The sequence below is a fragment of the Gimesia sp. genome, assembly GCF_040219335.1.
Taxonomy (GTDB): Bacteria; Planctomycetota; Planctomycetia; order Planctomycetales; family Planctomycetaceae; genus Gimesia.
The window spans coordinates 291,565-312,850 of the sequence record NZ_JAVJSQ010000007.1 but is presented as its reverse complement, the minus strand read 5'-3'; the positions used below and the strand labels follow the sequence as shown (position 1 = coordinate 312,850).

Genomic DNA, 21,286 nt, shown 5'->3' with positions numbered 1-21,286 from the left:
CGTCTTAGATTCCAACGAAACAGCAGGGAGTGAATTCAATATCCGTGCTCTTCACTATAGCGGCAGCCCCTCAGCAATCACAACTTAAAACCGTGACTGACAGAGAGGCAGGGCAGCATCTGACATGGTTTACTGCCACTCTCAGGGTAGAATCGCAAACACGCGGGCCGGGAAGCCTGAGCCACCTTTGGGTTTGGGGAAGGTGACCACTGCCAGGGCTCCCGATTCGGGCAGTTGACCCAGGTTCGTTAACAGTTCAATCTGGTAATGGTTCTGGCTCAGAATGTAGGTCTCCAGGGAATAGTCGTCCTGCGAAGTTGCGACGCCGGGATCGGTGTCGGTGGTTTCATGACCCGAAGCGGTGATGCCGCGCTCTTCGTAGAGGTACTGCAACACCTCCCGGCTCCAACCCGGATAGTGAGCGATGCCGGCCTTGTCTCTGTTGTGCATGGCAGCATCATCGGGCCAGCGCTTTGACCAGTCGGTCCGCATCACGGCAAATGCGTTGGGGGGAACCGGTCCATACTTCGCCTCCCACTGGCGGACATCGTCCATCCTAATCGTGTAATCGGGATTCTGTTCTACCGCGGCATGCACGTCAAACAGCACCAGCGGCAGGATCATTTCTTTGACCTCGATCTGATCCAGCGTGCGGCCCCCTTTGACAAAGTGCGCGGGAGGATCAGCGTGCGTCCCCCACTGGCCGACGTGACAATACAGCTGCGCAAAAAACCCGGTCCCCAGCGTGCCGGGACGCTGGTCATACCAGTAGATGGTCTTGACCGTTTCATCGGGAAAGCCGGGCCAGTGTGGAATCCCCGGCTCAAAGGCATGCGTCAGATCGACGTACCTCTTCCCCTGCAGCACCTCATACGCCTGCGTCAGAGTGAGCTCTGCCGCCGCGTCTGCCTCTGAAGCAACGGGCTTCTGCCCGCAACCAGAGAGAAACAGTGGCAGATAAAACAAGATCACCAGTTGAGACAGATAATAAAAGCAGGAGATTCTCATGAGTTTGGTTTCCCGTTACAAATCAGAGAGTGTTCAACTCTTCGATTGTCCGGAATGACTCCACACGCCACAAGCACTTTTATCAAATCAAGTCACCCGGATGCTCAAACAGCCCTTTAGTGATTTAGACAGCATATCGGATTCTTCGGTACGGACTCCGATTCCCCTAGGGGTTTCTTTCCAGCGATTAAAACCAGTACACTGAATAAAACTTGAATTCAGACAACCATTCATCATTTGACTGCAACAGGGGATCTCGCATGCTCATGAACCTGAAAGTCTCCCGGTATTTCGCTACCATCTGTTTCTTCATCTGCTGCCTGTTCCTCCTCTACTGCGAACAAACGGTCCAGGCAGCCGACCAGAGTGCCAACATTACGCGACTGTCCGAAATCCTGCCTGATAAGCCATGGCCCGAACGACGTAAAGAGATCCAGCGACGCTGGCTGGAACTGCTGGGACCTTTTCCTGTTAAAGTACTCCCGCTTGAAAGCAAGCTGACACAGGTAGAACAGAAAGATGGTCTGACTCGTTATCATGTCAGCTTTCAGACCGAAGCAGATGACCGGGTCACCGGCTGGCTACTGGTTCCGGATGTGGCAAAGAAAAAACCGACTCCCGCGATCATCTGTATTCACAGCACAACCTGGGGCTCAGGAAAAGATGCCACCATTGGCCTTTCGGGGCGCCGTCCCGTCGATCCGCCACGCGATCCACAGGTGGGAGCCGCCTATGGACTGACTCTGGCCCAGCATGGCTTTGTCACACTGAGCATCGACCTGTTGACCGATGGCGAACGTATCGATCCCCGGCATCGAGTGATGGATACCCGGCCGTTTTACCAAAAGCACCCGGAATGGTCGATCGTCGGCAAAAATACCTGGGATATTATGCGCAGCGTCGATTTTCTGCAAACGCTGGATTTTGTCGACCACGGCCAGATCGGTTGTACGGGCTGGTCGCTGGGAGGACACACGGCCCTCTTCGCGGCGGCCTTTGATGAGCGGATCACAGCCACCGTCAGTAACGGCGGTGTTCTGGACTGGTGGCGACAGACGGCGGCGTGGTCCCGTGAACCATCCAGTTGGACTCCCTGGCGCAAGGGCATTGATGAGCCCACGAGCAGTAAAAAACTGGAACGCCGATTTGGTTTCAAAACCAATAGTGGCCCTTATGTCTACATCAAAAGCTTTCGCCCGTACATTGACGATCCTTCCAGGCAGATTCCGATCGACTTTGACAGCCTGATGGCCCTGGTCGCGCCGCGTCCCCTGCTGATCATCTCGACGGAACACGAATTCTATCGACATCGATTCTTCCCCAAAGCACAACAGACGCTGGAAATCTACGCCAACTGGAAAGATGCAGACGGCCTGCCCAGCGTCCTCAAAGCCAGACAGGAGCGACGGGGCTATGCGGAGACGCTCGAATATTATGGAACGCAACACCTGATTAAGCCGGAAAAAATTGAGCGGCAGCTGGGAGAATTCGGAGCAGGGGACTGCTTCAGCTGGTTTTCATTTCCGGGTGGTCACAGCTTTCCCGGTGTTGCCCGCCGGATGACTTTCGCCTGGTTTGATCGCTGGCTGGGTCGGACCCTGTATTGAAACAGGGAGAGACAGGTCAGGTTGGTAAAAATGGTATCTCAATCCTTCACAGGTCTCAATTTGTCCCATAATTCCAGCAGTAGAAAGTACGGGACTGCGATGATCATGGAGAACAACAGTAACAGCAGCATGACCGGCGCGAGCAAAAGACTCAGGCAGACACTAAGTGTCTCCATCAGCTTTCCCGGTGGTTGATAGACCCTTGTGTCATCCAGCTCACTCTCGTACTGAATGGCGTCCTCGTAGAGAAAGACGACGTACTCAACGTACTCCTGCAGGCTGTCAGTATCGGGCAGGGGATTCCCTGCTGCATCCTCCGGGTACTCACCGAGATGTGGTCCACCCATATAGACGGGAACAGCAGGGGACTGGGTATCGATCGCGTACAAGTCTCCATTCCCATTTTCGCCGATGACGAAGTAGTGGGGCGGAAAAAACATGCGCACGGACTCTGCCTGGTCCACATTCATCCGGATCAGTGATTGTGGATTATGAGTGAGCAGCTCCAGTTCTTCGACGCCGAGTGTGGCCGCCAGGTCCTTTAACCGTTGCGGATAATTTAGCAACAACTCCCGATAAGCGGCCGACATAATACAGCCGGTCGCGGTTTCCAGTTCCTGGATTTCGGTTTCGGTCATACGGTGAGCTCGAAGAACGTAATGCGATTTCGCATGTCTCTGATAAAGAAAACCAGTGGCATGCGCATGAGGGAACGGGTATAAACAATTGGCTGCTCCGCCTATTCTAACATTCACTCCAGCAGGATCGAAATTATCGGCATGGATATTTCTTTGGGTGACATTATATTTCGCACAGTGAATCCACCGACTACGGAAGCACAGATCCCTGCTTTTGAACGATGACTTTCGCAATACGACCAGCGAATATCGCTGAGGTTCGCGGCAAAGTGATTGAAGGCAATGCTCACCTTGAGGTTACAAGCCCCCTGATACGTTACAATGAAGTACTCAAGGTCTGCAGACAGGAACACTGAGATGTCAACAGAGACTCCCCCCGTCAAACCCAGTCGTCTTCGCCAGCTCTCAGGCGTGGTGAGCCTGGGGATTCTGTTTGCCCTCTCATACTGGGTGATGGGTTATATCATGGTGACGCCTTACACCCCCAATGATTATCTGTTACGGGTTGTCTTTTCAGCACTTCCGCTGGGAGTACCGGTTCTGTTCTACAAATGGGTTATTGTCCGTCACGCCGAACCGGCGGTCATGCTCTGGGGCGCTTACGCAGGAGTCTGGCTGCTGATGCTCTTACAGGGACAGTACGGGAATAATTATGTCACCGTTCTACTATTGATGTTATTTATCGGCTGTTCCTTCGTGGTCTTTCTCATCGCGACATTCCTATTGAGCGCAGACATCCGGGACCGCCGCTTCCAGGGTACCACACTGCTGGCGAACCTGGTAATCCTGTTCGCCAGCGGACAGGTCCTGGTAGAGATCATGTTTAACCCCATCGTGATCTGACAGATGATTCTACAGTTCTACCGTCAGCGCCCGACGTACGTCATCACCCAGAACCGGACGGTCAAAGTCCTCCTTGTCGATGTATGCTGTCGCCAGCAGCAGCCACTCAAGCATATAAGGCATTCCGCCTCCACAGCTCATCCCACCGCCGTCGCCACCTCTGCGGAAGCCAGGCTCGTGAATCGCTTCCCACTGCCAGGGATTATTCGCGATGGTGAGACCAAAGGCATTGGGTTCGCTTTGCAGCCAGTCCCGGTCTTCTGAAGGGCTCCAGTCCATCGGGGCATCCTCTCCCCAGCGATAGAGGGTTCTCACACCCGCGCCGCAGGCATATTCCCATTCATCCGAGGTCGGCAATCTGAGGCCCTGGGATGCCAGTTGGGCGCGCGCTCTGGCATGATGTGGAAAGGGTGCAGACTCATCAATAGCAACACCTTTGAGCTTCTGATCTACCAGTCGTTTTATTTTTGTTTCCAGCAGAAACGCATCCAGGGAAACGTCGCGAGGCGGCGTCATGATTTCTTCGAGATAGTCATCGAAGGACATCGGTGTCTCGAATTCTTCCAGTGCTATTTCCCACAGTTCTGCCTGTTCCGAAGTGAGCGGAAAGGGGCGTTCCCACTCATAGCCAAGCCGAACCGTGTCTCCCGGAATGAGTACGAATTCGGAGTTGTCATAATTGAAAACCGCCAGCGAATTTTCCTGTTCGCCGTATTGAAAGGTTCTGATGCCCGAAAAAGCAAAGGGAACAGGCAGTGATCTGCGCACCTCAAGAGCCAGATCTACCCGCTCTGAGTTGGTGAGTCTGTTCCATGTTTCGCGATGAATGGTCATGAAGTCCCGCCGTTGCTCACCGCGTCTGTGTTCTGAATTTCACCTGTCCGTCGACGAAGCGGGTATTCCAGAAACAGACCGACTACAGCCAGGCATAGAAGTAACGGATAGGTCCAGCCCAGGTGCACACCAAGCAGGATCCGAAAGAAGGAAAGTCCATCGACATACAGATACGAACAATATAATACCGCAGCGAAGATCAGAAAGGAAAACCAGACCACGGACTGCCTGATTTTACCGGGAGACCAGCAGATCAACCCCAAAGCAATCAGGGCGGCACACAGATTCGAAAACGCAAAGATCCGCAGGTCGGCAATCAGTGCCGCCAGCGTCTGATCGTAATACGTCCGGATCTTCTCCTTGGTCTCGCTGACTTTCCGTAACAGGGGGTTCAATCGCTGCGGAGCCGGCGACAGTTTTTTCTGACGCGTCAGGTCGGCAATATAAGCAGCAGGATCGTTGCGGTATTCCTGGATCTGCTGATTGATGGCGGCTTCCTGATCGTCGTTCAACAGTTTTTTGATCAGCGGCGAACGCATGCCCTCTTCCACCGCATCAACCAGGGGCAGGGAGTAGGCAATCGTCTTTTCCGTCACGAACTGACGCGCCAGTCCTTCCAGGTGCTGCTGCCCCACAAAAGTGTAGATCAGGAACCCCACAAAGAACACCGCCACAAAGACATTGAGACCCAGTGTGAGCTGTCGCATGAGGTTGCCTGCCCCTTTGGTTTCTTTGAGCGCTACCATTCTGATTATTGCGGCGGAGCGTTGTCCGGCACCAGTTCCAGGTTGATAATCCGTTCGCGAGGAATCAGCAGCGGTGCATCCAGGCTGTCAATTCGTTTGAATTCCACCCAGTCCTCGAACACGACCACCCGTCCGATCGGTTTAAGCGGTTTTGATAGATCCCGTTTACTGGCACTGGAAAACCCTGTGACATTATCCAGGCCTTTCTGCCACTGAATCGAGCTGACGCCACCCCGATAAATGACCGTATGCTCTGACGACGCTCGATCAGAATAGTATGCAGCTCCTGCGCCGACCAGCAAAATCATCAAGCCAGCCAGAACGGATAGATATTCCAGTTTTTTATTCATGACAGCGCTCCTTTCAATACGGAATCGTTGTTTTTCTCAGACAGGTTAACAGCAACAATAGTAACCGAATCACTCGCCGTGATATCCTTGCCACATCCAGAGCAGGGTATCGGCCAGGGTCTGTTCGAAGACCTTGCGGTCGCAGTGCCGGGTCCCCTTGCTGAAGACGTAGCGATAATCGTAACCCTTGGCCTTGAGGGCCTCGGCCGTCCGTTCGTTGGCCATCACCCAGTTGTGGTACGTCTCTTCCGGATCATCGGCCCGAAGATCGTTTTCCGCCACGTGCGTGAAGATCCGTAGCGGCTTTTTGTCGCTGTTTTCAATCAGCTTCATGCTCGAATGATATTCCCACGCCCCCAGGGGATACTCTGTTTCCTGGGGTGCGTCGTCGTCCTGCTGATCGACGAAAGTACCGGAATAAGTAATCAGTCGACGGAACAGATCGGGGCGGAACCAGCCCATCGTCAACGCCGCCGCACCGCCGGAACTGCAGCCCATGGTGGCCTTCCCCCAGGGATTCTCTGTAAACGCGATGTGTGGATACGCGGCGCGAATCTGTTTGTTTTTCAGCACGGCCGGCAGGACTTCGTCATTGATAAACCGGGCGTAACGATCTGACATCGTATCGTACTCCAGGCCGCGTTCGCTCCCTTTGCCGTCGTTACCACCGTTCTGGACTGCAATCACAATAAACGCCGGCAGCCGCTGTGCCGGATCTTTCGAGATCGTCAGATTGTCCAGGGCATTGCAGACCAGGTCCATCCGACTGGGTCCGTCCTGCATCACCAGAATCGGTGCCTGCGTTCCATCTTTATAAGCGGCGGGAACATAGACGAAGATCTTGCGGGTTTTCCGCACCTCTTTTTTGGGGTCGAGGGTTGTGTCGGTACCGGGAAAGATCTTACTCTCCGCCAGGGGCATCTCGAACTCGAAGCGCTTCCCCTTGGGATTGCCCCGATCAGTGAGTCTCGGATCGATCTTGTAGTTGGGCCCGACAACATAGCTGCCGTTCCCTTTCGTACCCGGCTGTTCGGTATATTTTTCAACTGCAGCCAAGAATGAAGTCGTCAGTCCGCTGACAGCAAAGGCGAAAGCAAAACAGATGAGACGCGTGAACAACCGGGCTTGATTGAGCATTATTGATTCCAAGGATTACAGGGGGAATAGTTTAAAGTGAATGCGATGACTTAGATATTAGCCTACTCGATCTATTGTCCACTTTCAGTTTTTTCGCGGGAAATGGCAAGCGTCAGCAACAGGTAGGGGTATAATATCTGCGTGTTGCCCGCACTCGTTGTAACTTGTTTTCTCTTGCAGAGCTCAATATGAAACCACAATTAGCATACTTCTACCTGGCAAGCCTGTTGCTCACATGCAGCATTCCGTTCTCTCCTGTGTGGGGCGATTCGGACACCCAGGCGGCGCGTCCGTCCGTGAAAACAGTTCGTCCCGAAATCCGCTCGCAAACGAAAACCGAGCAGGTTCGCGAACTGATTACACCCGCCGCGATGACACATGAGATCGGCGTCGGGTACGTGGCCCGCCTCAAAATTCCGCATGAAGCTGACAGTAAATCACGGTCCACCTGCATCCTGCTGGAAGATGGCCAACCCCTGCCGCATCCTCACGCGCTGCATAAGCTGATCCGCGAAACAGGGAAAGGGCACTATAGTCACTGGACGCCAACGACGCTCTATTTTTCCGCCAGCGATTCTTCCGATCCCCGCACCAATGGACGTAAATATGAACTAGTCTGCCCGGAAACCTATACCGAACAGTCAGCGCAATTCGTACTGACCGACGCCGACTCGCTGATCTCATTTCCCGATATCCCCGGCAAACGTGTGCAACCCGTCAAGCTGGTCTGGGAAAACCGAGATTCACAGCAAAGCATCCAGCTAAACTGGAAACGCCAGGGGGCCCCCGATCTCTCCAGCCAGCAGGCAATGCTCGCCAGTATTCTCAAACCGGGGATGACGGACGAAGAGAAATCGCTGGCGATCTGGAAGTTCCTGGTCGACTGGCGGTATCACTTCTATCCGGCAGAACCGGGAGATGAAGTGCACGACCCCGTGAAGTTTCTCAACGTTTACGGCTACGGATTCTGTGATGACTGTGCCTCGAACTTCGCGGTCCTGGCCCGCAAAGCAGGTGTGCGAAGTCGAATATGGGGACTCTCAGGACACGTTGTTGCGGAAGCCTTCTATGATGGCAAGTGGCACATGTTCGATCCCGATCATGAAGTCTTTTATCGCAATGACCAGGGAGTCATCGCGAGTGTCGAAGAACTGGCACAGCACCCCGAACTGATTACAAAAACGCCCCTTGATCCGATCGGCAGTCCCTCGCAGGCAATCGCCCGCCTCTACACAACGACCGCCGACAATCGGCCCTCCGAGCGCAAACCGGCGATTCGGGATTCGAATCTGGCTCCCACTCTGGAACCCGGTGACCGCCTCGAGTTTGACTACATTGCTGCGGAATATATTCATCGACGCAACATGCCAGACGAAGGTCTCCCCCCCGTCGCCGGGAACGGCACTCTGAAACGCAGCATCGCAAAGCTGGAGTCGTTGAAACAACCGCATCCCCACCAGCGGGACTGGCACTTCACCTGGCCCTATGTGCTGCTGAAAGGTGCACTGGAACTGAAACTCGCACCAGGTCAGTCAGCTCCCACAATCTCCGTCTCCTCGAACGGGACTTCCTGGACACCTCTGGAGACGACCCTCAATGCGGAGAAACTCACGGCTTCCCTCGATGCCTGGATCAAGCAACAGCCGACCGCCGTCTATGGGTTCTATCTCCGCTGCGAAAACACGAACGGCGACGACCCGGCGGCGTCAGTCGCGCAGCTGAATTCCGAATTCCTGTTTCAGTTCGCCCCCCGCGCACTGGCACATATGCAGAACACGAATAATCACTTCGAAATGAAACTATCACCTCCACTACCAGCCAGCAGTCAAGGTCTGGCTGTGCAGCTGGTGTGGAAAGAGATTGAGTGAGTTTCGTGGTTCAATTCGTATAAGGCACCGTCCCGGTTTTCGGGTCCACCTGGTAACCGAATTTTTCAATGTACTGACTCCCCTGCAAAAACTCGTCCTTCTGGGCGGCCAGTTTTTTGTTGAGCAGCGCATCGAGCTTTGCCTGGATCGGGGCTGCTTCCGGATCGTTGCAGAGATTCTTCAGCTGATACGGGTCTGCTTCGTTGTCGTACAATAACCAGGGTCCGCTGAGATCGCGGACGTACGTGTAGCGGGTCGTTCTCAAGCCGCGGTATTCCTTTCCGCCCCGGCTCCGCTGCCATTCACCAAAGGGAGAAGGGCAGGTGATGACCGTCGCCCCATCTGAAGGATTTTTCCCACCACGCAGGTAGCCGCTATAATCCAGTCCTTCCACGGTATCGGGAATCGAGACTTGACAGAGACTCAGCAGCGTGGGCATCAGGTCTTCGGAATTGATGGGGGAATCGACGGTACGACCTTGCGCGTGCTCCGCCCCATTCAACCGGAACAGCATGGGTACCCGTAGCGATTCGTCCCACGGTTTCTGCTTGCGGATCTGCCCGTGCGAACGCAGCATGTCGCCGTGGTCAGAGGTGAAGACAACGATCGTGTTTTCATCAATGCCGGTCTCTTTGAGCGTCGCTAATAAATCGCTGACACAGTCATCCAGCGCCGAACAATGAGCGAAGTAGCCGGCGAGTTCTTTTTGCGCGGCTGCCCGCTGATCCTGGGGCACATTGGGACGCACTTTGATTCTCTCCGGGTGATACATCCTCTGGTATTCCGGCGGCGCGGTGTGATACGGATTGTGCGGCGAGCCATACGACATCACCAGCAGAAACGGTTGCTCCTTTTGCGACTGGTCGCGGATGAACTGCCGGGCCACGCGAGTCTGGGCAAAGGCGTCATAACCTTCCCAGGTCTGCCGCTGGGGCGAGTCGCCGTAGTAAAACGAACGGTTATAGTTGTGCGTGCATTCCAGGGCCCGCCAGAACTCAAAGCCCTGTCGACGTTCCGGCGGCGTAAACGCTGAGCGCCCCCGACCATCCAGATGCCATTTCCCGATGAAACCGGTCTCATAACCGGCGTTATCCAGCACTTCAGCAATCGTCACCGCCTTCGCGGGCAGTTGCACATCGTTCAGAAACACGCCGTGCGTCAACGGACGCTGGCCGGTCATCAGCGAGCCCCGGAAGGGACAGCAGACCGGACAGCCGGAAACCGCGTTCTGAAAATTGACACTCTGTCGGGCCAACGCATCAATATTCGGCGTCTTCACCTGCTCGTTGCCCGCATAGCCCAGGGACTGTGCCCGCCACTGGTCGGTCAGGATAAACAAAATGTTCGGTTGCTTAGTTTCAGCCTGCACCCGACCGGGGATCATCACAAAACAGAGTAACAGAAAAACGGAAATACGAGCCAGCATGGTGAGCGTCCTTAGCAATATTGTCGTGTTCGAATTCCCGACACGACCGGTCTTATGGTATAGGAATGGAAGTCTTCAATTATCTGTCAGAGCCGACGCTGATTGCAACGCAAATGATGCGAATGGCACTGGAAAAGAACTAGTGATGGATATTAAACGTTGTTAAGAGCTGCTTTTCCAGTTGGCTTTCCGCGCCTCTTCCTGTTCTCTAAATCAGTCTCTCGTTATTCTTATATCATCAGGCGCCGGGTGGAGTTGCGGTGCTGCAAGACTGATCAGACAAGCTGCAGGATACGAACATGAGCGAGTTACCGAATTGCCCGGAATGTGCTGGGGAATATACCTACGAAGACAGAGGCCTGCTGGTTTGTCCGTCATGCGGCCACGAGTGGAATCCGGAGAGTGCGGCTGCGGAGGAAACGACTGGCCCCGTCGTGCGAGACGCGAACGGCAACATCCTGCAGAATGGGGATTCCGTCACCGTCATCAAAGACCTTAAAGTGAAGGGCTCTTCGTCGGTCGTCAAGGTGGGAACGAAGGTCAAGAACATCCGCCTGGTCGAAGGGGATCATGACATCGACTGCAAAATTCCCGGGATTGGTTCAATGGGACTGAAATCCGAATTCGTGAAGAAAGCCTGACGCGCGTCAGCAGGTTCACCATGAGCGTTGCAGACTTACAATACCTCCTCGGAATGATTGGCACAGTTGCCTTTGCGGTGACGGGCGTGCTGGCAGTCTCGCCGCGCGGTGTCGATTTCTTTGGCGCTTGTGTGCTGGGGCTGATCACCGCGATCGGCGGCGGCACCATTCGTGATGTGATCCTGGGTGTACCGGTCTTCTGGGCCGCGGATCTGAATTACATCTGGGTTGCGCTGGGCGCCAGCTTTCTGGCGTTTCTTATGAACCGGCATATGACGCGCAAAGAGATCTTCAAAACCATGCTTTATCTCGACGCACTGGGGGTCTCGATGTTTGCGATCCAGGCAGCGCAGAAAGTCATCTGGATCGACTTCGGTATGCCGGTCGCGCCGGTCCTGCTGGGCGTGTTGACTGCGATCGGTGGTGGCCTGCTCCGTGACGTCCTCGCGGGACAGCCCACACTGTTAATGCGGCGGGAGATCTACGCGATTCCCGTCACCCTCGGTTGTATCCTGTTTGTTGCGCTGGTCACCTGGCTGCCCCAACATGCTGTCCTGATTGGCGTCGGCTGCTCTGCTTTGATCATGAGTCTGCGGAGCGCCGTGATCCACTGGGACCTGCACGTCCCACTCTGGCTGACCATTCAATCGAAAGAGAATGCCATGCATTCGAAGCAGGACTCAGACAGCCCCCCTTCCAATTAATCACAACTCGAGGCTGATCTGAAGTTTCCGATTGTCCAGCCAGAGCTGCTCGATCCAGGTCAGGCTCTCCGCGACTGTGATGCGCGGGTTGCCCATCGCGGCCTGCCAGTGTTCCGGGTCGGGTAGCATGAGAAAGTAGTTGTTGATCGTATTCAACATCATCATGTCGGCGACCGTTGCCAACTGATTCTGGTCGAGCGTAAATTCCTCGCGATAGCCCTCTACCAGTTTGGCCAGCACATGGCCGGCCAGTTCAGGCGTCGCGCCAGGCACGCGGAGGCTGGGATAATAATAGTAAATGAACAGCAGAACGGCTAAATCCATCGTCCGCCAGCCGTAACAACCGAGATCGAAATCGATGATCTGCACATCCCCGTTCTCGACCAGAAAATTTCCCGCATGCAGATCCCGGTGCACCAGTCCATAGTGTCCTGCAGGGGTAGAACGGCTCCGCCAGTCATCGTAATACCCGCGCATCGCTTCGACGACCTCGGCGTGAAAATAATCAGGCAGCGGATCCGGAAACTGTCCGAGCCTGATTTCATGCCACGAGAGACGATCGTGGTCGGTCGGGAGTTGTAATTCCTCCGAAGCCCGATGGATGCGACCGATCTCCCGTCCCAGCTTGAGGAAGAGTTCCTCATTCCACTGGGCGTCGGTCGCGGGGTCGAGTTGTCGACCCCCGAAACGCTCAAAGCAGCAGACATGCATCGTACCTGCGTCGACTTCAATCGATTCCAGCAGTTCGCCGCCACGCGAAGGGATCGGCGTCGTAACCGTACATCCATGAGAGATCAGATGCTCCAGCCAGAGCAGTTCGCCCAGCACTTCGCCCCGTTCCCGGAGATTGCCATCACTGATCCGGATTATGACCGGTGCACCGTTAACGAATTCGGTGGTAAAGACGTGGTTCACCCCATCGCGGACTAATTCTGTCTTCTCAGGCACCAGTCCCCAGTGATCAATACACTGAGTCAGCGCGTTATAATAAGGCAGCGAATCGTCTACCAGCAAATGATTGGGATCCACGAACGGCTCCTGAAATAAACCCCGGAAAGTTTCCAAACGCAGCACGACTATACGGACCTGCCTCGGGTTCTGGAAGAGTGGATCAGAAATTCAACGGTCCATCTGCTTCGTCCACAGCCATTTCCCGTCCGGATGTTGCTCGTCGACGGGATGATTCAGCGTCATCGTTCGGCCGTCCTTCAGGAAATCAATCTGCCAGGAGTATTTCTCCTCCTCAAAATGACGCTGCAGACTGTTCCACGACAACCGGATGCTGGAAAGACTGAGCGAACGCGGCAGTTCAAACAGTTCCCAGGCAACGACTTTTAACTTCCCGTCCTCAATGTGCCAGCGTCCGGCGTACTGACTATTCGACGTGGAGATGGTCCGATCTGCATGGAAACCGCGCGTGATCCCAGAATTGCCATCACTCCATTCCCCCACCAGCCGTTGCTCCTCCGGCGTCAGGGGACGCGGTTCCTCACCGGTAAAACAATACGCGCACACCCCCAGCAGGAGGCCTGCCAGACAAACCAGCAGGACGCGTCTGCGTTTCGACGGGAGAGCGAACGTTTTCATTGACGCCTTCCGACTGCTCATGACAGACCTTTTAGCAGTAACCCGTCAACTCAATATGAACTCATCAGTTCAAATAGAAACACTTGCCAGATTACTCAGTCAACAGCTTTTGAATTTCTGGTAAATCCAAACGTTTCGCGATCTCGAGGGGCGTTTCATTGTTATTATCGACAACAGATGTATCTGAACGGTGTTTAAGAAGAACTTCTACCGCGTTGATATTCTCGGCTTCAACAGCCGTGTGCAGAGGAGTTTGGCCTCTTTTATTTTGAGTATCTATATTTGCCCCATGCTCAATCAGTTCGTTGATTAATCGAGCGTTTCCATTAGATGCAAAATGATTCAAAACAGAATTTTCGTAATACTTTGACTTTGTGTTAATATCGGCTCCTGATGCAAGTAAACAGTCAAAGCACTCGACATCTCTGGTCTGTGCAAGACCGGAGTTGCCAACAACCCACATCAGCGGCGTTTTTCCGGTTTCATCATCGGGGCGATTCGGGTCAACACCTTTATTCAGGATGAATTGCAACAGGCGCTGATTAGATTGCATCGCTGCTGCATGTATGGGATAGATTCCACGACAGGGCTGATCTACCAGACCTTGATTGATCAGTCTCTCTGCATTCGAAACGTCATCGAACCTGATGGATTCATATAATGCGCAAGGACTCTGTCTTGCTTTCACGATCCGCAGGGACAGAAACAGTACCGGAAGCGAAAGCATAATCAGCAGAGCCAAAATTCTTAAGTGCTTCAACCAACGTGGGTGATTCATAGATCTTTTCTCTTGACCTCATCTTGTTATGAGTCACTGCCCGCCATCAATTTGTCTTAAAAATGATGCTATCCCTTAATTTAAACCGAACGAGGCAGGTCGGCCAGTACTTTTTTGCGTCGCCTTTCAAACGAAAGTGGTCAGCGTCTGTTTATGAAACGCTGACCACTTTTTAATTCCATCGTCCCTGCCTCACTGGAGATCATGTATCCTGTTTAATGTCATAGCAGAACAGCAGATCCTGATCGCGGAGGTAGAGTCGGCCGTTAGAGATGACGGGTCGGGCCCAGACTTTCCCGAGGATGCTCTGTTTTTCTGTGCGTTCCGGAATCGTGAAGCGGCCCGTTTCTTTGAATCCTTTCGGGGTGGCTTCAATGCAGACCAGTACGCCGTCGTCCTGCGTAAAACAATAGAGGTGCCCAGCCGCGGCCATCACGGCACCCGCAGGTGCGGCGCGGCCTTCCATCCAGACGCTTTCTCCCGTTTCCAGATCCTGACAGACCCAGCGACCGCGTGAGGTGGTTTTGCCGGTCCAGCCGTAAATCTTGCCGTCGATCAGGACGACACCGCCGTGGTGATTGCTCATAGTCTTGTTTTTGTAGAGCACTTTGGCCGTAAACTGATCGCCGTCTTTGTTGACTTCGACCAGGCCGCAGCCGGCGTCGTAATCGCAGGTCGTGTAGACCCGGTTCCCGGTCACGATGGGCGTGGGAATCACGGCGACTTCATTCACGGGAACTTCGGCCGTCCAGAGCAGTTTGCCATCGGAAGCGCGAACACTCGCCAGCTGTTTCGCGGTCAGCACGACGTATTGTTTCACCCCGCCAAAGTCCGCGATCACGGTCGAGGAATAACTGCAGGGGTCGGTCAGTTCTTTGGATTGCCAGACCAGCTTGCCGGTCGCCGCTTCGAGGGCAACGACCGCGCCCTGCTCGCCGCCGGGTGTGCAGATGACATGGTTGCCGTCCACCAGGGGTGACTCACAATAGCCCCAGGTATTCTCCGGTTTGCCCCGCGCACCACTGAGCATGCTGCCGTAGGTTTCACGGAGATTCGCTTTCCAGAGCAGTTTGCCGGTTTTCTGATCCAGGGCGAACAGGTCGCCGTTGGCGCCGAGTCCAAACAGGCGGCCGTCGGCGATAGAGGGCGTACTCCGCGGACCGTGGCCCCATTTGGTCAGCATGATGCCTTCCTTGTAGTGGGCGACTTCCTGCTTCCAGAGCTGCTTGCCGCTGGGATCCAGTGCCAGCACAAATTCAGTGTAGTCGCCGTTCTCCTGTTTGTCGGCACCCAGCAGGTAGGCAATGTTATCGACCACAGCAGGAGCGGAATAACCAATGCCGCAGTCCTTGAAGGACCACACGGTTTTGAAGTCTTCGGGGAAGGTAGAGCGGAGTCCGGTCTCGGCGGAAATGGAGTCGCGGTTCGGTCCCTGCCACTGCGGCCAGTCGGCGGCGTGCGTGGAGGCGGAGATGAGTAACAAGGTGGTCGTCAATAACGTAGTTGTCCACAAAGGACGTTTCAAACGTAGCATGATCTATTCGTTTCCTGGTCTTTCGCTGGTGGTATTGAGTCGCTTCTCAAGAGGAACGCTTAGCGTCAATTCTATGTAGACGGCAGCAGGGTTTACAGGCCCTGATTCATGAATTTTTCTGTAACGTTTTATGGTGTATGGGTGCGAATAGAAACCAGATCGATTGTTACCGAGCTGAACGGTCGATTATTTTCTGAGAAATCCGCATACGACACCTTTTTTCTGTAAGTCGCCCCCCGCAGCGGGTACTAATACCTGTGGAAAGGGGTGTTCTCGTGCATGACCAATCACAGGAATCGCTGTTTACGGACTGGCTCGACGCCCATGGTGCTTCGGTCTGGAAAGTGGCACGCGCCTACACCCTGACCGCGGAAGAGACCCAGGATCTGGCGCAGGAGATTCTGTTGCAGGCCTGGAAGTCACTGCCGCAGTTCGAACAGAAGTCGAGCCCGGCCACCTGGTTCTATCGCGTGGCATTACACACGGCGATGAACTGGCGCAGAAAGGAAGCACCGTGGCGGGTCCGACAGAAACCGTTGCTGGAAGTGCAGATGCTGACAGCCGCAGAGGCCGACAGCGCCGCCACCGCACAGCAGCGCGATCTGGTCGAACAGCTTTACAAGGCGATTCACCAGTTGCCGAAAACCGATGCGGCGCTGGTGCTGCTTTACCTGGAAGAGTTGAGTTATCGAGAGATGGCCGACGTCTTGGGAATTTCTGAAAACTACGTTGGCGTGAAACTGAATCGGGCCAGGCAGGCATTGAACGAACTGATGAAAGGGGAAAGCGATGGCTCCTGATGAATTCCAGCAAGCCTGGCAGGCGCACTCCGCGCAGACGCGGGTGATCATTGATGCGGACCTGCTCCGTGAAGAAGTGCAGCGAGATCAGCGCCAATTCAACACGATGATTTCCTATCGCGATTTCGGTGAAGTCGGGGTCGCGGTCATCATGATTCCTGTCTGGTTCGTGATGGGCTTTATGCTGGATCTCCCCTGGACATGGTATCTGAGTGTGCCGGTATTCCTGTGGATCGCCGGGTTCATGCTGCTCTACCGCAAACGTCATCAGCCCGAGTCCGATGAATCAGAAGGACCACTGCTGCAACAATATGTGGAGCGTTCCCTGGCTGAAGTGGAACAACAGATCTGGCTGCTCAAGAATATCCTCTGGTGGTACCTGCTGCCGCCCACGCTTTCCATTACGGCTTTCTTCGCACAGGTCTCCTGGCAGTCGCGGGACTCTGGCTGGCTGTACGCCCTCATTTTCTTTGTACTGCTGGAAGGCTTTGTCCTGGCCCTGTATGGCGGGATTTATGTTTTGAATAAACGCGTCGTGCGTGAACAGCTCATCCCGCGGCGGGAAGAATTACAGAAACTGCGCGCCAGCCTTGAGCAGGAAACCACGGACGAGGGTATCAACGGTCAGATCGCACTGCCGAACCTTCCCTTTCCGGGCAAGATTCCGCCGGCTCCGTGCGCCTCGCCGGTTCAGTTGATTGTTGGCCTGGTGCTGTTCATCGCCCTCATGCTGGTTGTGTTCTTCATTATCTACCAGGCGAAGAACTGGGACTCTGAGCCTGGTATCGGCCAGCACTATCCGAAACGTGCTCCTTTCCAAGCCGTTCGCTGGGAGGACTCACAGCCGGAGGTGAAAGCAAACGACCAATGGTATAGGCTGATTGCACTCAACGGCATTCCTGCAAAAGAGATCGTTGACTTCAGCAAAGAGACTTACGGCGAGAAATGGCAGAAACGCTTTGAGGAAGACCTCGTGGAGCTAATGGCCCGCATGGGACATCCACCAGAAAAGACCGTGACGCTGGAAGTGCAGTCGTTAACTTCGTCTGAGAAACAGACCCTGAAAGAAGTCCGCATGACCTATGCCAACCGCGCCGCCATCCGGTCAGCAGCCCAGGCACGCGAACGAGACGCTGCAGGTGAGTGAAACCATGAATGACTCTAGCGTTTTGAGAATCTGCCTCTAACTAGACTCCCCTCAGGTCTCACTTTTTGTCCAGATCGTTCAACTCATCCGGGAGAGTTAAAAAAGCACTCCCGGATTGTCTGGCGAGATATTCCTGAGGCATTCGTAAATTTGAGTACTTTCTCAATGCCTGATCAACAGCCACGGCGAGAGCCTTCGAATAAAAAGTCTGCCTTTCACTCCCATACCAGACATCCAGATAAAACCCGATTTTTGCGATACCAATAATAAGCGGTTTCTTAACATTTTTATAATGCACTTTCATCACACCTAAGGCGGCTCCTGAACCATACCCACCAAAACTCCTACCAAAATCTGAACAGGGGGTTCGTAAAATATATCTGGGCTGGAGTGCAATAGAAAACACTCTACAGAATTGAGGATCTTTGATTGTCACATCAGCATAATCATCACCATCAATAATCTTGCCAGGTATCCTGCCACCAGATATGAAGATGCGGATTGACTCGATCTTGTGTTCCTCTAATTGTCTAAATCGCTCCCAGTCACTGAGCCCCATAGGCAAGAAATATGGTTTCTCTGTATATGTGATTCTTTCATCTTTGGGCAGGCTGGCAATCCTTTCGGAATCATCCTCAGGCAGAAAGCTCGAGCCCTGCATTTCCTCAGGTGGATAGTCAGGGGAATCAAGCATACTTGATTTGATTTCATCCATATTCAACAGTAAAACGAAGACCAGCATTAAAAACAAAAAGCTGTTTCCGAATCTCAGAAATGAAATATGCTTCGACATCATGACTCCCCTGATTGATTTGTGTATTCAAAAAGAGCTACGTTCGTTAGACCCGATTCATAATATCTCATACACACAGCATACCAGTTATTGTCATAGTCTGTATAAGCGATCTGCTAAAACTGATTTAAAGTATCTCAGACTTGCCAACCGTCAAACGATGAGTGAACCACGAAATTCATGAATGACACGAAAAGGAAACAGGCGTTGTTCAGTCTAAGACCCGACATTACAATATTCGAATATCCATAACCAATTTGAACTGAATCGCTCATGATGGAAACGGAAACTGCGGCGGAGACACTGAAGGCGTTTTCGCATACCACCCGGCTCTCGATTCTGCAGGAACTGCTGGCCGGTCCTAAGTGCGTCACCGACATGGAAGAGTTATTACCTGTGCGACAGGCGAACCTTTCACAGCATCTGTGCGTATTGCGTAATGCGAAGCTTGTGGACTTCGCCCAGGAAGGTGCTCTGCGGTGCTACTACCTTTCGCGCCCCAGGCTGGTAGGGGACATGCTGAAATTACTCGGTCGTGAAGAACCCGTTATCAAACGCTCGCCTGCCCAGTTGAAGGCGGATAAACAACGTCGGGAACGAGCCCGGCAGAGACAGGAAAATTCGAATTCTCAGACACAACGTTCCCCCTGCAGCAGCAGGACAACATAATACCTGGCCGTCCCGCTGTTCGAACTCGTTGCTTGAATCAGCGGAACCAGACTAGAGGCTGAAAAATCCCTTTTGTTAATCATCAACTTCAAAGGAGTTTATTTAAGATGAATCTCTGTAAGTCGTGTTTACTGTCGCTGGCCTGCACTTTATTGCTGGTGAGTGTTGGAAATGGGGCAGATCCCACTGAAGATTCTCTGGAGACGGTCAAAAAGAATCTGAATAACAAGCAAGCCGTCCTGGTCGATGTTCGCGAAAAGTCTGAGTGGGATAATGGTCACATTTCCGGTGCGACTTTTCTACCCCTCAGTACGCTGAGCAATGGAATCACCCCCAAAGCATTGAATATGAAGCTTTCCACGAAACACATCATCTACACGCATTGCGCAGCCGGTTTCCGTTCCTGTAAGGCGGCTGATGTTCTCTTGAAGCACGGGTACGACGTGCGGCCACTCGAGCCCGGATATGATGACCTGATTGACGCCGGCTTTAAGAAAGCCAAATAGGCAACCGTATGATCAATTGATAAAATGAATGAGGGGCAGGGACCGATGTTACCGGTTCCTGCCCCTGTTTTGTTTTCCTGAAACAGCTTCACTACTTAAGGCTGCAGGCAATACAGCTGACTACCGGTTCTGAGAACCAGGTAGCCGTTCACAATCGCTGCACCGTACAGAGTCGGTCGCGAGAACATGGCAACGCCCTGGCGGCGTTCAGCTGAGGTTTCCTCGGCGGTGGGAACGTTGTTGACCGGTGGATTGTCTTCGGTCCAGAGTTCATTCTCGGCAAGGACTTCAAATTCATTTCCCGCTTTCAAAACGGTCGTCACGCCGTTCTTGCCGAAGAAGTAGACACGATCGCCGATGCCGACTGGCGTCGCCCAGCAGGACTCTTTAATCCGGCTGGTATAGACTGACTCTCCGTCTTTGGCATTCAGACAGTAAACCACGCCAACCCGGTTCACCCAGTAGGCATTCCCCTGATAGACAATGGGCGTTCCCCAGGAGGGCGTCGGGCTGGCATTGGTCCAGGCGAACTGGGGCTTCCATGCAGCGCCCTGCTGTTTGATCACAAACAGACCGTTCGATTTTTTCGCCAGCTCGTTGTTATCGCCTTCCCGACCGGGTGAAGCGCCGATCAGGAATTCACCGTTGCCTGCGGGAATCGGACTGGTCTTGTTATTACCGCCCACTTCGTCGTAGGTCCAAAGTTGTTTACCCGTCTTTGGATCGTAGCCGTCGATGGAACCGGCAGAACTGCAGACCACCTGCTGTGCCTCGCCTACAGGGACGACCATCGGCGAGCTCCAGCTGACGCGACTTTTACGATCGGTCTTCCAGAGCTCACTGCCATCCGCTTTGCTGACCGCGGTGATGTAAGACGGACCTTCGTCATCGATGAGTACAATCACGCGATCCTGCCACTGCACGGGAGACGCTGACAGACCGAACTTGTTTTTCGGTGCCCCGTAACGTTTCGTCAGCGAGGCAGCCCACTTCAATTCGCCGGCATGCGAGAGGGCCACGATGTCGCCACTTTCGAAGTAAGCGTAGATGCCGTTCTCATCAAGTACAGGCGTCGGTGCCGCCCGGCTGATGTAGACACTGTTCTTCTCGGGATACGTTGAAGGCTGAATGTGATCCCAGAGCTGTTTGCCGGACTTAAGCGAAAAACAGACGACGTGCAGCTGCTCCTTGTTTGGCCCTGCGACCGAAGTGACATACACCTGGTCGCCCCAGATCACCGGGCTCGACTGTCCATAGCCGGGGATCCCTGCTTTCCAGGCGACATTCTTTTCCGCCGACCACTGCGTGGGAATGGTCTCCGCCTTAAGGGGAGAAGCACCCGCTCCCAGAAAACCGGGCCACTGTTCCTGCGCGGAGAGGGTGAGGGGCAATGACAATACAAACAAAACAAACAGCAGTGGTCTCATAGTCGTCGTCCTGAATTTCATGATAGCGGGTCTCGTCTCAAGGCAGACAAACATGTTTGTCAAACTGATGTGGTCTGCAAGTTATCAGCCATTATGTGCAGGCCGGTAGCAATGGCTCAAACGAGGCCAAGGTCATCTAAAGGGATTTACCAACACTACACAAAGAAATACCGATCGAATCGGTGATTCTCGAGACCGGAAACAGCCAGGCCACTCTCCGTCTCAGGGAATTGTAGACAGAAA

At 53.7% G+C, this 21,286-nt stretch carries 22 protein-coding genes; 9 read left to right on the top strand and 13 right to left on the bottom strand.

Annotated features, from left to right (window positions below):
* Nucleotides 1-141: 141 nt before the first annotated feature.
* Complete coding sequence (locus RID21_RS08570; protein WP_350188224.1) at nucleotides 142-1,008, bottom strand: cyclase family protein; 867 nt, start codon at nucleotides 1,006-1,008, stop codon at nucleotides 142-144.
* Between the two features lie 260 nt (nucleotides 1,009-1,268).
* On the opposite strand from RID21_RS08570, the gene RID21_RS08565 reads away from it, so the two are divergent.
* Complete coding sequence (locus RID21_RS08565) at nucleotides 1,269-2,615, top strand: glucuronyl esterase domain-containing protein (protein ID WP_350188223.1); 1,347 nt, start codon at nucleotides 1,269-1,271, stop codon at nucleotides 2,613-2,615.
* A 38-nt stretch (nucleotides 2,616-2,653) separates the two neighbouring features.
* On the opposite strand, the gene RID21_RS08560 is transcribed toward RID21_RS08565, so the two are convergent.
* The gene (locus tag RID21_RS08560; protein WP_350188222.1) at nucleotides 2,654-3,253 is read right to left on the bottom strand and encodes an SMI1/KNR4 family protein; all 600 of its coding nucleotides are present in this window, start codon (nucleotides 3,251-3,253) and stop codon (nucleotides 2,654-2,656) included.
* A gap of 357 nt (nucleotides 3,254-3,610) precedes the next feature.
* On the opposite strand from RID21_RS08560, the gene RID21_RS08555 reads away from it, so the two are divergent.
* Nucleotides 3,611-4,096, top strand: coding sequence for a hypothetical protein (locus tag RID21_RS08555; protein ID WP_350188221.1), 486 nt, complete (start codon nucleotides 3,611-3,613; stop codon nucleotides 4,094-4,096).
* 9 nt (nucleotides 4,097-4,105) lie between these two features.
* Here RID21_RS08555 and RID21_RS08550 read toward each other — a convergent pair whose 3' ends face one another.
* The 4 genes from RID21_RS08550 to RID21_RS08535 all read right to left on the bottom strand — a co-directional run bounded on the left by RID21_RS08550 (nucleotide 4,106) and on the right by RID21_RS08535 (nucleotide 7,163).
* Nucleotides 4,106-4,930, bottom strand: coding sequence for an SUMF1/EgtB/PvdO family nonheme iron enzyme (locus RID21_RS08550; RefSeq protein WP_350188220.1), 825 nt, complete (start codon nucleotides 4,928-4,930; stop codon nucleotides 4,106-4,108).
* A complete protein-coding gene (locus tag RID21_RS08545) occupies nucleotides 4,927-5,676 on the bottom strand; it encodes a hypothetical protein (RefSeq protein WP_350188219.1) in 750 nt (249 codons plus the stop codon). Before RID21_RS08545 ends, RID21_RS08550 begins: the two co-directional genes overlap by 4 nt.
* Nucleotides 5,677-5,681: 5 nt before the next feature.
* Complete coding sequence (locus RID21_RS08540) at nucleotides 5,682-6,026, bottom strand: hypothetical protein (RefSeq protein ID WP_350188218.1); 345 nt, start codon at nucleotides 6,024-6,026, stop codon at nucleotides 5,682-5,684.
* 69 nt (nucleotides 6,027-6,095) lie between these two features.
* Nucleotides 6,096-7,163 carry an alpha/beta hydrolase gene (locus RID21_RS08535; RefSeq protein ID WP_350188217.1) on the bottom strand — a complete coding sequence of 356 codons (1,068 nt, stop codon included), beginning with the start codon at nucleotides 7,161-7,163 and terminating at the stop codon, nucleotides 6,096-6,098.
* 188 nt (nucleotides 7,164-7,351) lie between these two features.
* Between RID21_RS08535 and RID21_RS08530 the strand changes: the two genes are divergently transcribed.
* Nucleotides 7,352-9,031 (top strand): transglutaminase-like domain-containing protein, encoded by a 1,680-nt coding sequence (locus RID21_RS08530; RefSeq protein ID WP_350188216.1) that lies wholly within the window; start codon nucleotides 7,352-7,354, stop codon nucleotides 9,029-9,031.
* Nucleotides 9,032-9,041: 10 nt separating this feature from the next.
* Here the strand turns inward: RID21_RS08530 and RID21_RS08525 are convergent, their stop codons facing one another.
* Nucleotides 9,042-10,457: a sulfatase family protein gene (locus RID21_RS08525; protein ID WP_350188215.1), complete on the bottom strand. Its 1,416-nt coding sequence runs from the start codon at nucleotides 10,455-10,457 to the stop codon at nucleotides 9,042-9,044.
* A 299-nt stretch (nucleotides 10,458-10,756) separates the two neighbouring features.
* On the opposite strand from RID21_RS08525, the gene RID21_RS08520 reads away from it, so the two are divergent.
* On the top strand, nucleotides 10,757-11,098 hold the full coding sequence (locus RID21_RS08520; RefSeq protein WP_350188214.1) for a zinc ribbon domain-containing protein YjdM: 342 nt from the start codon (nucleotides 10,757-10,759) through the stop codon (nucleotides 11,096-11,098).
* A 20-nt stretch (nucleotides 11,099-11,118) separates the two neighbouring features.
* Nucleotides 11,119-11,802: a trimeric intracellular cation channel family protein gene (locus RID21_RS08515; RefSeq protein ID WP_350188213.1), complete on the top strand. Its 684-nt coding sequence runs from the start codon at nucleotides 11,119-11,121 to the stop codon at nucleotides 11,800-11,802.
* On the opposite strand, the gene RID21_RS08510 is transcribed toward RID21_RS08515, so the two are convergent.
* The 4 genes from RID21_RS08510 to RID21_RS08495 all read right to left on the bottom strand — a co-directional run bounded on the left by RID21_RS08510 (nucleotide 11,803) and on the right by RID21_RS08495 (nucleotide 15,701).
* Complete coding sequence (locus tag RID21_RS08510) at nucleotides 11,803-12,831, bottom strand: phosphotransferase enzyme family protein (RefSeq protein ID WP_350188212.1); 1,029 nt, start codon at nucleotides 12,829-12,831, stop codon at nucleotides 11,803-11,805.
* A 90-nt stretch (nucleotides 12,832-12,921) separates the two neighbouring features.
* On the bottom strand, nucleotides 12,922-13,389 hold the full coding sequence (locus RID21_RS08505; protein ID WP_350188211.1) for a hypothetical protein: 468 nt from the start codon (nucleotides 13,387-13,389) through the stop codon (nucleotides 12,922-12,924).
* 91 nt (nucleotides 13,390-13,480) lie between these two features.
* Complete coding sequence (locus tag RID21_RS08500; RefSeq protein WP_350188210.1) at nucleotides 13,481-14,167, bottom strand: ankyrin repeat domain-containing protein; 687 nt, start codon at nucleotides 14,165-14,167, stop codon at nucleotides 13,481-13,483.
* A gap of 202 nt (nucleotides 14,168-14,369) precedes the next feature.
* A complete protein-coding gene (locus tag RID21_RS08495; RefSeq protein WP_350188209.1) occupies nucleotides 14,370-15,701 on the bottom strand; it encodes a PQQ-binding-like beta-propeller repeat protein in 1,332 nt (443 codons plus the stop codon).
* Between the two features lie 275 nt (nucleotides 15,702-15,976).
* On the opposite strand from RID21_RS08495, the gene RID21_RS08490 reads away from it, so the two are divergent.
* The gene (locus tag RID21_RS08490) at nucleotides 15,977-16,501 is read left to right on the top strand and encodes an RNA polymerase sigma factor (protein WP_350188208.1); all 525 of its coding nucleotides are present in this window, start codon (nucleotides 15,977-15,979) and stop codon (nucleotides 16,499-16,501) included.
* Nucleotides 16,491-17,648 carry a UbiA prenyltransferase family protein gene (locus tag RID21_RS08485; protein WP_350188207.1) on the top strand — a complete coding sequence of 386 codons (1,158 nt, stop codon included), beginning with the start codon at nucleotides 16,491-16,493 and terminating at the stop codon, nucleotides 17,646-17,648. The genes RID21_RS08490 and RID21_RS08485 overlap by 11 nt, the downstream gene beginning before the upstream one ends.
* A gap of 58 nt (nucleotides 17,649-17,706) precedes the next feature.
* Here RID21_RS08485 and RID21_RS08480 read toward each other — a convergent pair whose 3' ends face one another.
* Nucleotides 17,707-18,441 (bottom strand): hypothetical protein, encoded by a 735-nt coding sequence (locus RID21_RS08480; RefSeq protein WP_350188206.1) that lies wholly within the window; start codon nucleotides 18,439-18,441, stop codon nucleotides 17,707-17,709.
* Nucleotides 18,442-18,714: 273 nt separating this feature from the next.
* Between RID21_RS08480 and RID21_RS08475 the strand changes: the two genes are divergently transcribed.
* Both RID21_RS08475 and RID21_RS08470 read left to right on the top strand, forming a co-directional pair.
* Nucleotides 18,715-19,110, top strand: coding sequence for an ArsR/SmtB family transcription factor (locus tag RID21_RS08475; protein WP_350188205.1), 396 nt, complete (start codon nucleotides 18,715-18,717; stop codon nucleotides 19,108-19,110).
* 107 nt (nucleotides 19,111-19,217) lie between these two features.
* On the top strand, nucleotides 19,218-19,616 hold the full coding sequence (locus tag RID21_RS08470) for a rhodanese-like domain-containing protein (RefSeq protein ID WP_350188204.1): 399 nt from the start codon (nucleotides 19,218-19,220) through the stop codon (nucleotides 19,614-19,616).
* Between the two features lie 95 nt (nucleotides 19,617-19,711).
* Here the strand turns inward: RID21_RS08470 and RID21_RS08465 are convergent, their stop codons facing one another.
* Nucleotides 19,712-21,043, bottom strand: coding sequence for an outer membrane protein assembly factor BamB family protein (locus RID21_RS08465; RefSeq protein ID WP_350188203.1), 1,332 nt, complete (start codon nucleotides 21,041-21,043; stop codon nucleotides 19,712-19,714).
* Nucleotides 21,044-21,286 lie beyond the last annotated feature (243 nt).

Coding starts and splice junctions, on each gene's coding strand:
- RID21_RS08560 (WP_350188222.1), bottom strand. CDS start 3,253: ATGACCGAAACCGAAATCCAGGAACTGGAAACCGCGACCGGCTGTATT.
- RID21_RS08515 (WP_350188213.1), top strand. CDS start 11,119: ATGAGCGTTGCAGACTTACAATACCTCCTCGGAATGATTGGCACAGTT.
- RID21_RS08530 (WP_350188216.1), top strand. CDS start 7,352: ATGAAACCACAATTAGCATACTTCTACCTGGCAAGCCTGTTGCTCACA.
- RID21_RS08505 (WP_350188211.1), bottom strand. CDS start 13,389: ATGAAAACGTTCGCTCTCCCGTCGAAACGCAGACGCGTCCTGCTGGTT.
- RID21_RS08550 (WP_350188220.1), bottom strand. CDS start 4,930: ATGACCATTCATCGCGAAACATGGAACAGACTCACCAACTCAGAGCGG.
- RID21_RS08545 (WP_350188219.1), bottom strand. CDS start 5,676: ATGGTAGCGCTCAAAGAAACCAAAGGGGCAGGCAACCTCATGCGACAG.
- RID21_RS08470 (WP_350188204.1), top strand. CDS start 19,218: ATGAATCTCTGTAAGTCGTGTTTACTGTCGCTGGCCTGCACTTTATTG.
- RID21_RS08480 (WP_350188206.1), bottom strand. CDS start 18,441: ATGTCGAAGCATATTTCATTTCTGAGATTCGGAAACAGCTTTTTGTTT.
- RID21_RS08535 (WP_350188217.1), bottom strand. CDS start 7,163: ATGCTCAATCAAGCCCGGTTGTTCACGCGTCTCATCTGTTTTGCTTTC.
- RID21_RS08475 (WP_350188205.1), top strand. CDS start 18,715: ATGATGGAAACGGAAACTGCGGCGGAGACACTGAAGGCGTTTTCGCAT.
- RID21_RS08525 (WP_350188215.1), bottom strand. CDS start 10,457: ATGCTGGCTCGTATTTCCGTTTTTCTGTTACTCTGTTTTGTGATGATC.
- RID21_RS08540 (WP_350188218.1), bottom strand. CDS start 6,026: ATGAATAAAAAACTGGAATATCTATCCGTTCTGGCTGGCTTGATGATT.
- RID21_RS08495 (WP_350188209.1), bottom strand. CDS start 15,701: ATGCTACGTTTGAAACGTCCTTTGTGGACAACTACGTTATTGACGACC.
- RID21_RS08500 (WP_350188210.1), bottom strand. CDS start 14,167: ATGAATCACCCACGTTGGTTGAAGCACTTAAGAATTTTGGCTCTGCTG.
- RID21_RS08485 (WP_350188207.1), top strand. CDS start 16,491: ATGGCTCCTGATGAATTCCAGCAAGCCTGGCAGGCGCACTCCGCGCAG.
- RID21_RS08570 (WP_350188224.1), bottom strand. CDS start 1,008: ATGAGAATCTCCTGCTTTTATTATCTGTCTCAACTGGTGATCTTGTTT.
- RID21_RS08555 (WP_350188221.1), top strand. CDS start 3,611: ATGTCAACAGAGACTCCCCCCGTCAAACCCAGTCGTCTTCGCCAGCTC.
- RID21_RS08565 (WP_350188223.1), top strand. CDS start 1,269: ATGCTCATGAACCTGAAAGTCTCCCGGTATTTCGCTACCATCTGTTTC.
- RID21_RS08520 (WP_350188214.1), top strand. CDS start 10,757: ATGAGCGAGTTACCGAATTGCCCGGAATGTGCTGGGGAATATACCTAC.
- RID21_RS08465 (WP_350188203.1), bottom strand. CDS start 21,043: ATGAGACCACTGCTGTTTGTTTTGTTTGTATTGTCATTGCCCCTCACC.